Below are 7,871 nucleotides of genomic sequence, written 5' to 3'. Positions count from 1 at the left end.
GTCCCCGGGGACGGCGGCTGCCGCGTCGGAAGGCGGGGCCCCGGTCGGGGGCGTACTCGCGATGCCGGTGCTCATGGAGACGCTGCCGGTTCTCGGGAGTCGCTGCCGGTGCTCATGGGGTTCGGTCCTTTCCTCGGCGCGCCGCGCGGGCCGTCATCCTCCCGGTTCCGGCCCGGTGCCTCAGCGGGCGGCGGCCAGTAGTGCCGGCAGGGCGCGCATGTCGTCGAAGACCACGGTGCCGGGGCCTTCGAGGCGGGCCGCCGGGGTGAGGCCGCCGCTGTAGCCGAAGGCCCGCATGCCGGCGGCGCGGGCGGCGGCGACCCCGTACGCGCTGTCCTCGATCACCGCGCACCGCGCCGGGTCCGCGCCCAGGGTCCGGGCCGCGTGCAGGAAGAGGTCGGGGGCCGGCTTGCCCCGGGCGACGTCGGAGGCGCTGAAGACGCGGCCCTCGAAGTGGTGGCTCAGTGCGGTCGTGGTCAGGCTGCGGTGGATGGAGCGGTGGGAGCCGTTGGAGGCGAGGCAGTACGGGGTGGTGAGCGCGGCGAGCACCTCGGGGATGCCGTCCACGGGGGTCAGGTCGGCGAGCGCGGCGCGGTACAGGTGGGTGTAGGGCTCGTCCCAGTCGTCGGCCAGCGGCCTGCCGATGCGTTCCTCCACCGCGGCCCGCAGCACTTCTACGGAGGAGCCCACGAACCGTTCGATGATCTCGGCCTCGGTGAACGGCGCGCCCAGCTCCGCCGTGACGAGCGCGTCCACCGTGACGTAGATGCGCTCGCTGTCGACCAGAACACCGTCGCAGTCGAAGATCACCAGGTCGAAGGCGTCGGCGGGGTTCGCTGTCATGACGGCAGCGTAGGGCGCGGGGGCGGCGGGCGGTAGCCGTGGGGAACCCGGCGCCGCACCCGCGCCGCCGCCCTCAGCGCCTGCCGGTGATCCGGTCCGCCATCCGGGCCAGCGGGTCGGAGTCCGCACGCGAGGACGCGGTCTCCCGGCGGTCGGCGGCCCGGTGGGCGGCGTCCGCGCCGTGGACGCCGAGCCAGCGCAGCGGTTCGGGTTCCCAGCGGCGCACCCGGTGGTCGACCCACGGCAGCGCGGTCAGCTCCGTCGGGCCCGCCTGCCCGGAGTCCTGCTGGATCAGGTCGCGCAGGGTGCGGGCGGCGAGGTTGGCGGTGGCGACGCCCGAGTCGGCGTACCCGCCCGCCCAGCCGAGGCCGGTGGAGCGGTCCAGGGTGACCGTCGCGCACCGGTCGCGCGGGACGCCGAGCACCCCCGACCAGGCGTGGTCGACGGCGACGCCGGCCGCGGCGGGGAAGAAACGGACGAGGAGCCGGCGCAGCGCCTCGACCGTCGCGGGGGCGGTGCGCCCGTCGTCGTCGGTCTTCGAGCCGAAGCGGTACGGGACGCCGCGACCGCCGAGCGCGATCCGGCCGTCGGTGGTGCGCTGGGCGTACGTGGAGGAGTGCGCCATGTCCCCGAGGGTCTCCCGGCTCTCCCAGCCGAGGGTGTCCCAGAGGGCGGCCGGCAGGGGTTCGGTGACGATCACCGAGGAGTTCATGGGGAGCCAGGTGCGCCGCTGGCCCTTGATGCTCGCGGTGAACCCCTCGGTGCAGCGCAGGACGTACGGGGCGCGGACGGTGCCGTACGGGGTGACGGCGTGCTTGGGCCGGATCTCGGTGACCGGGGTGGACTCGTGGACGGTGACGCCGAGCGCCTCGACGGCCGCCGCGAGCCCGTTGACCAGTCTCGCCGGGTGGAGGCGGGCGCCGTGCGGGGTCCAGGTGGAGCCGACCGCGCCGTTGACCTTGATCCGTTCGGCGGTCTCGCGGGCGCCGCGCAGCACCCGGTCCCGCTCGCCGAAGGCGATCTCGACGGAGTGGTGGTCCTTGAGCCGGGCGAGCTGGGCCGGGGTGCGGGCGACTTCGAGGACGCCGCCCCGGTGGATGCCGGCGTCGATCTTCTCCTCGGCGGCGACCCGTACGACCTCACCGACCGTGTCGTTCATGGCCCGTTGGAGCCGTACGGCCGCCTCGTGGCCGTGCAGCTTCGCGTAGCGGTCGCGGCCCGCGATGTTGTTGTGGAGCCGGCCGCCGCTGCGGCCGGAGGCGCCGTAACCGCAGAACTTGGCTTCCAGCACCGTGATGTTGAGGAAGGGGACGGCCTTCTTCAGGTAGTACGCCGTCCAGAGCCCGGTGTAACCGCCGCCGACGATGCACACGTCGGTCCGGGTGTCGCCGGGCAGGGGCTCGCGAGGTGCGGGGATGCCCGCCTGCGCGAACCAGAACGATATGCCGCCGTCGGTGGTTTCCCGGCGGGGCTCGGCGGTTCTGTCGCTGCTCATGCTGCCTCTGCTGTCCGGTGCGCCGGGGAGGTCCGGTGCGTCGTCGGGGAGACGCGGTGCGTCGCGGGGAGACGCGGTGCGTCGCGGGGAAGGTGCGGTGTGTCGGGGAGATCAGGTGCGTCGTGGGAGAGATGCGGTGCCTTGTCGGGGAGGCCCGGTGCGTCGGGGGACGGTACGCACCACAAGTGCCGCTCGATGCGGGAGGTTACTGGGCCGCGGCCCGTCCCGTCTCGCGGGGGCGGCGCCCACGCGGCGGAGGGGCGAGGCGGGTGGGGCGGCGCGGCCCCCGGGTCAGCGGATAGCAGGCCAGTCCGGCGAGGGCCGCCGTGAAGCGGCCGAGATCGGTCACGTCGGGCCAGGCACACAGCGGGACCCCGCAGAAGACGAGGACGGCGAAGGCGTACACGTACCGCCAGACGCGCGGCAGCCGGTAGGTGAGCACCGCCGCGATCCCCGCCAGTCCCTGATCGGTGGCGTACACCGGGGAGTTGGCCGCCACGAGCGGCGCGTGGCCGTGCCGTACCGCCCAGAGCAGTACGGCCTGGGCGAGCAGCCCGGCGGGCACGTACGCGACGGCCACCACCGTGCACCACCGCAGCGTCCCCAGCCAGTGTTCGGCTGGCGCGTGGAAGACGGTGAAGAGCACCGCGCAGAGCGCCCAGTGCCCGCCCTGCGGCAGCCACAGCAGACCGGCGAGGAACACGCGGAACGGCCGGTCCACGAGGGCGTGCGGGTCGCCGGGCGCGGGCAGCCGGACGAACTCCTCGGCCTCGGGCAGCAGCGGGCCCAGCAGGTGGGTGGTGACGAGGAGGACCGTCAACCAGACGTACGTGCCCGGGGCTCGGGCCATCCAGCCGCCGATCGCGGAGGCGACGGCTGCGGCCGGGCGGTTTCGCTCCATGGACCCGATTGACGCACGGTCCTACGATCGGAGGCGTGATCGACATCCCGGAAGAGCTGATCGCCACCCAGACCATGTTCAACGGGGCGGCCGGGCGGGCCTTCACCGACGCCCTGCCGGAGCTGGCCGGGCGATACCTGCGGGAGTGGGGGCTGCGCGTCGACGGCCCGCCGATGTACGGGATGTGCGCGCTGGTCCTCCCGGTCGTCCGGTCGGCCGGGGGCGCGGACGGCTTCGGGGGAGGCGGGCCGAGCGTCCTGCCGGGTGCGTTCCCCGCCGGCGGCGGCTTCTCTGCCCCGCTCCCCGCCGGCCTCCCGGGCGCGCTGAAACTCCAGCTGCTGGACGAGGAGTCGGTGGGCGAGGCGCTCGCGCTGCGGGCGTGGGGGGAGGCGGGGGCCCGGACGGTCGAGCTGCTCGCCCACGACCCGGAGACCGGCGCGATGCTGCTGGAGCGCCTGGACGAGAACCGCCCCCTGTCGGCGGTTCCCGACGCCCGGGAAGCGGTGGGCGTCCTCGGAGAGGTGCTGGCCCGGCTGGTGGCGGTCCCCGCGCCGCAGGGGCTGCGCACGCTCGCGGACATGGCGGCACGGATGCTGGCGCAGTTGCCCCGCGTGCTGGCCGCGCTCGCCGACGACGAGGAGCGGCGGCTGGTCGCGGACTGCGCGGCGGCGCTGCGGGAGGTGGCCGGCGAACCGGGCGACCGGCTGCTGCACTGGGACCTGCACTACGACAACGTCCTGGCCGGCCGCCCCGGCACGGACCGCGAGCACGAGTGGGTCGCGCTGGACCCGAAGCCTCTGGCGGGCGACCCCGGGTTCGAGCTCTTCCCCGCCCTCGACAACCGCTTCGAACCCGAAGAGATCCTCTGGCGCTTCGACGCCCTCAGCGAGGCGCTCGGGCCCGGCTACGACCGGGAGCGGGCGCGCGCCTGGACCCTGGGCCGGGTCCTCCAGAACGTCCTCTGGCACAGCAGGCCGGGCACGCACACCCTCGCCCCGGACCACGCCGAGATCGCCCGGCAGCTGCTGGGGCGGTGACAGCGGGTCACCGCGCCGCCAACTCGCCCCGCTCTCGGGGCGATCGTCGGACGCGTGCCCGTCGCACGCGTCAACTTGCGGAATACGCCGCACCGTTATGGACACCGCGAGAGAGCGCGTGTTCTCCTGCATGCCGAGTGGTTGATTTTGCAACGTGGGAAAAGTGGCCGGGGCGGTGGGGACGAGCCGTGGACCGGCGTACAGATGAACGGAGTCGCGCGTGAAATCCGCATCGAAGAGCCGTGGTGGAAGCCCACGGGTGCGTCGGAGAGTGAGCACGGTCGCCGCCCTGGCGGTGGCCGCCTCGACGACCCTGACCGGCGCGGGGACCGCCGTCGCCGGCGGGGGGCACACCGTCCGGATACCGACCGTCACCTCCGGGGGTGCCCGCTTCGAGATCCTCTCGCCGACCCTCGTGCGCACCGAGTACGCGGGCGACGGCAAGTTCACCGACGCTCCGACCTTCAACGCGATCGGGCGGGACGGATTCACGCCGACCGCCTACACCGCGCGGACGAAGGACGGCTGGCTGACCGTCCGGACGAGCGCGATGACCCTGCGCTACAGGGTCGGCTCGGGTGCCTTCGATGCCGAGAACTTCTCCGTCCAGCTCGACGCGGGCAAGCAGCCCGTGACGGCCGCCCCCTGGCAGCGGCTCGTCTGTGAACTCGGCGCGCTGTGCGAGGCGGAGGGCCTCCGGCTCGAAGGTCTCGGTACGGCGTCCGACCACCGTGGTCACACCGGGGCCGCCTTCGCCGCGGGCTTCGAGGCGACCGGCAGTTCGGTCTCCACTGACATCGATGTCACCGCTGACGGTACCTACCGGTTCGCACTGCGTTACGCCAACGCCCAGGGCGGCGACGGCAAGACGCAGACCCGTACCCTCTCGCTCTCGGTGGACGGCGGCGCACCGCAGAAGGTGGAGCTGCCGGCCACCGCGAACTGGGACACCTGGGCCGAGGCCGCTGCGCAGCTGAAGCTCACCAAGGGCGCGCACACGGTGGCGCTGACCCGGACCGCCTCGGACTCCGGATCGGTGAACCTCGACAGCGTCGCGCTGCTCGCGGCCGACGACGACTCGTACCCCTCCGCCGCCACCACCGCCATCAAGGACTGCCTCTACGGCACGAGTTGCGAGGCGGAGGCCGCCCGGCTGGCCGGTACGGCCACCGGCGCCCTTGACCACCAGGGGTACGCGGGCAACGGCTTCGTCGGCGAACTCAACCAGGGTTCGGGCCTGACCACGCACGTGGTCGGCGTCCCCGCCGACGGCGTCTACACGCTCCGGGTGCGGTACGCCAACGGCCAGGGCGGCGACGGCCTCCACCAGACGCGCACCGCCTCCGTGGTGAGCACCGGGGCGTCCGCCGGATCGACCGCGTCGACCGCGACCCTGGAGCTGCCCGCGACCAAGGACTGGGACGACTGGCAGACGGCCTCTGTCCCCGTCACCCTCAAGGCGGGCGCCAACGACGTCACCCTCGGCTGCCCCGACGGCGCCAGCTGCCACATCAACGCGGACACCCTCTCGGTGGCCTCCGCGAAGTCGCCCGCGCCGCAGCCGCACCTCGCGCTCGGCGGGTACCGCCGTGGCCTGGACGGGGTGAACGGCGACAACGGGACCCCCGTGACCACGCCGGGTCTGCTCAGCCAGGACGGCTGGTTCCTCCTCGACGACTCCCCGTCGGCCCTGTACGACACCACGTCGAAGAAGGTCCGGCCCCGCCCCACGCACGGCGGCGCCCCCTACCAGGACGGTTACGTCTTCGGGTACGGCCACGACTACAAGCAGGGCCTCTCGGACCTCGCCACCCTGACGGGCCCGCCCGCCCTGCTGCCCACCTGGGCCTACGGCGTCTGGTACTCGGAGTACATCGACCGGACGGCCGCCGACTACCAGGACGAGATCCTGCCCGCGTTCCGCGCGGAGGGCGTGCCCCTGGACGTCCTGGTGACCGACACCGACTTCAAGGCCGGTGACACCTGGCGGGGTTGGGAGATCGACGAGACGAAGTTCCCGGACCCGAAGGGCTTCTTCGACTGGTCCGAGGCCCAGGGCCTGCACAACACGCTCAACACGCACCCGAGCATCCAGGGCTCCGACCCGCAGTTCGCGCAGGCGCAGTCCACCGCCAAGGGCAAGCTGGTCAAGGGTGCCTGCGGAAGCGACTGCTACGTCTTCGACTTCGGTGACGCGGACCAGCTCAAGGCGTACATGGACCTGCACCGGACCATGGATGAGCAGGGCAACGACTTCTGGTGGCTGGACTGGTGCTGCGACGCCGCGCAGTCCTCGCTCCAGGGCGTGACCCCCGACGCGTGGATCAACCAGAGTTACGCCGACGACTCCGCCCGGGCCATCGGGCGCGGCTTCGTCATGTCCCGCGCCTACGGCTCGCTCCAGGCCGGCGGCTACAGCGGCCAGCAGGCCCTGCCGACGGGCCCCTGGGCGGACAAGCGCACCACCCTCCACTTCACCGGTGACACCCTCTCCACCTGGGGAACGCTGCGCTTCGAGGTCGGCTACACGCCGGGCGAGTCCGCGGCGACCGGCATGGCGTCCATCACCCACGACATCGGCGGCCACGTCGACACCACGGGGCTGACCGGCGCGGAGGGCACCAACAAGCTCCCCGACGACCTGTACGCCCGCTGGGTCCAGCTCGGCACCTTCCAGCCCGTCGACCGCCTGCACAGCAACCACAGCGACCGGCTGCCCTGGCAGTACGGTCCGGCGGCCCGCAAGTCGGCCGACGCCTTCCTCAACCTCCGCGAGAACCTGGTGCCTTACACCTACACCCTCGCCGAGGAAGCGAACCGCACCGGTGTACCGATCGTCCGCCCGACCTACCTGGAGTACCCGGAGGAGCCGGCGGCCTACGCGGCGGCCGACAGCGAGTACTTCTACGGCTCCGACGTCCTGGTCGCCCCGGTGACCACCCCCGGGGAGAGCGCCACCACCTCGGTGTGGTTCCCGGCGGGCAGCCAGTGGACCGACTGGTTCACCGGCAAGACCTACCAGGGCGGCACCACGCAGGACGTGGCCACCACCCTCGACACGATGCCCGTCTTCATCAAGTCCGGCGGCATCATGCCCACCCGCACCAAGAACGTCACCGACAACGACCGCAACCCGCTGACCGACGTCACCCTGTCCATCGCCTCCGGCGCCTCCGGCTCGTACAAGCTGTACGAGGACGACGGCACCACGGCGACGGAGAAGGGTCGGAACGCCACGACGACCGTCACCTACCAGGAGAAGGCCTCGGGCAAGGGCTCGGGGAAGAGTTCGCTGCGGACCGTGTCCATCGCCGCGGCCAAGGGCTCCTACAAGGGCCAGGTCAAGAACCGCCGCTGGACCCTCTCCCTCCTCGGCACCACCCACGCCCCCACCGAGGTCACCGTCCGAGGCAAGCGCCTCTCCCGCGACGCGTACCACTGGGACAGCGCGACCAGCACCCTCACCGTCACCCTCCCCGACCAGTCCGTGCACACGGCGACCACGGTGACCGTGCGGTAGCCAACGGCGCACAGTGGCCGAAACCGTCGGCGGCCCCGCGCGCACCGGGTGACGAACGCCTCGGCGTTCCGTCAC

Annotated in this window: 5 protein-coding genes; 2 read left to right on the top strand and 3 right to left on the bottom strand. The window is 73.0% G+C overall.

Features of this window, described 5'->3' with window-relative positions; all coding sequences use genetic code 11:
- Positions 1–180: 180 nt before the first annotated feature.
- The 3 genes from ACFWEP_RS27985 to ACFWEP_RS27975 form a co-directional block, all read right to left on the bottom strand.
- Positions 181–843, bottom strand: coding sequence for an HAD-IA family hydrolase (locus tag ACFWEP_RS27985; RefSeq protein ID WP_387374039.1), 663 nt, complete (start codon positions 841–843; stop codon positions 181–183).
- Between the two features lie 73 nt (positions 844–916).
- Complete coding sequence (locus tag ACFWEP_RS27980; protein ID WP_387374037.1) at positions 917–2,338, bottom strand: NAD(P)/FAD-dependent oxidoreductase; 1,422 nt, start codon at positions 2,336–2,338, stop codon at positions 917–919.
- A 205-nt stretch (positions 2,339–2,543) separates the two neighbouring features.
- Complete coding sequence (locus tag ACFWEP_RS27975; protein ID WP_387374035.1) at positions 2,544–3,239, bottom strand: rhomboid-like protein; 696 nt, start codon at positions 3,237–3,239, stop codon at positions 2,544–2,546.
- 74 nt (positions 3,240–3,313) lie between these two features.
- Here ACFWEP_RS27975 and ACFWEP_RS27970 point away from each other — a divergent pair, with 74 nt between their 5' ends.
- Positions 3,314–4,276: an aminoglycoside phosphotransferase family protein gene (locus tag ACFWEP_RS27970; protein ID WP_387374041.1), complete on the top strand. Its 963-nt coding sequence runs from the start codon at positions 3,314–3,316 to the stop codon at positions 4,274–4,276.
- 271 nt (positions 4,277–4,547) lie between these two features.
- Positions 4,548–7,796 (top strand): TIM-barrel domain-containing protein, encoded by a 3,249-nt coding sequence (locus tag ACFWEP_RS27965; RefSeq protein WP_387374033.1) that lies wholly within the window; start codon positions 4,548–4,550, stop codon positions 7,794–7,796.
- Positions 7,797–7,871 lie beyond the last annotated feature (75 nt).

Source organism: Streptomyces sp. NPDC060198 (assembly GCF_042728415.1).
Taxonomy (GTDB): domain Bacteria; phylum Actinomycetota; class Actinomycetes; order Streptomycetales; family Streptomycetaceae; genus Streptomyces.
Note: the sequence above shows the minus strand (reverse complement) of the source record. Positions and strands in the feature narration are given on the sequence as shown.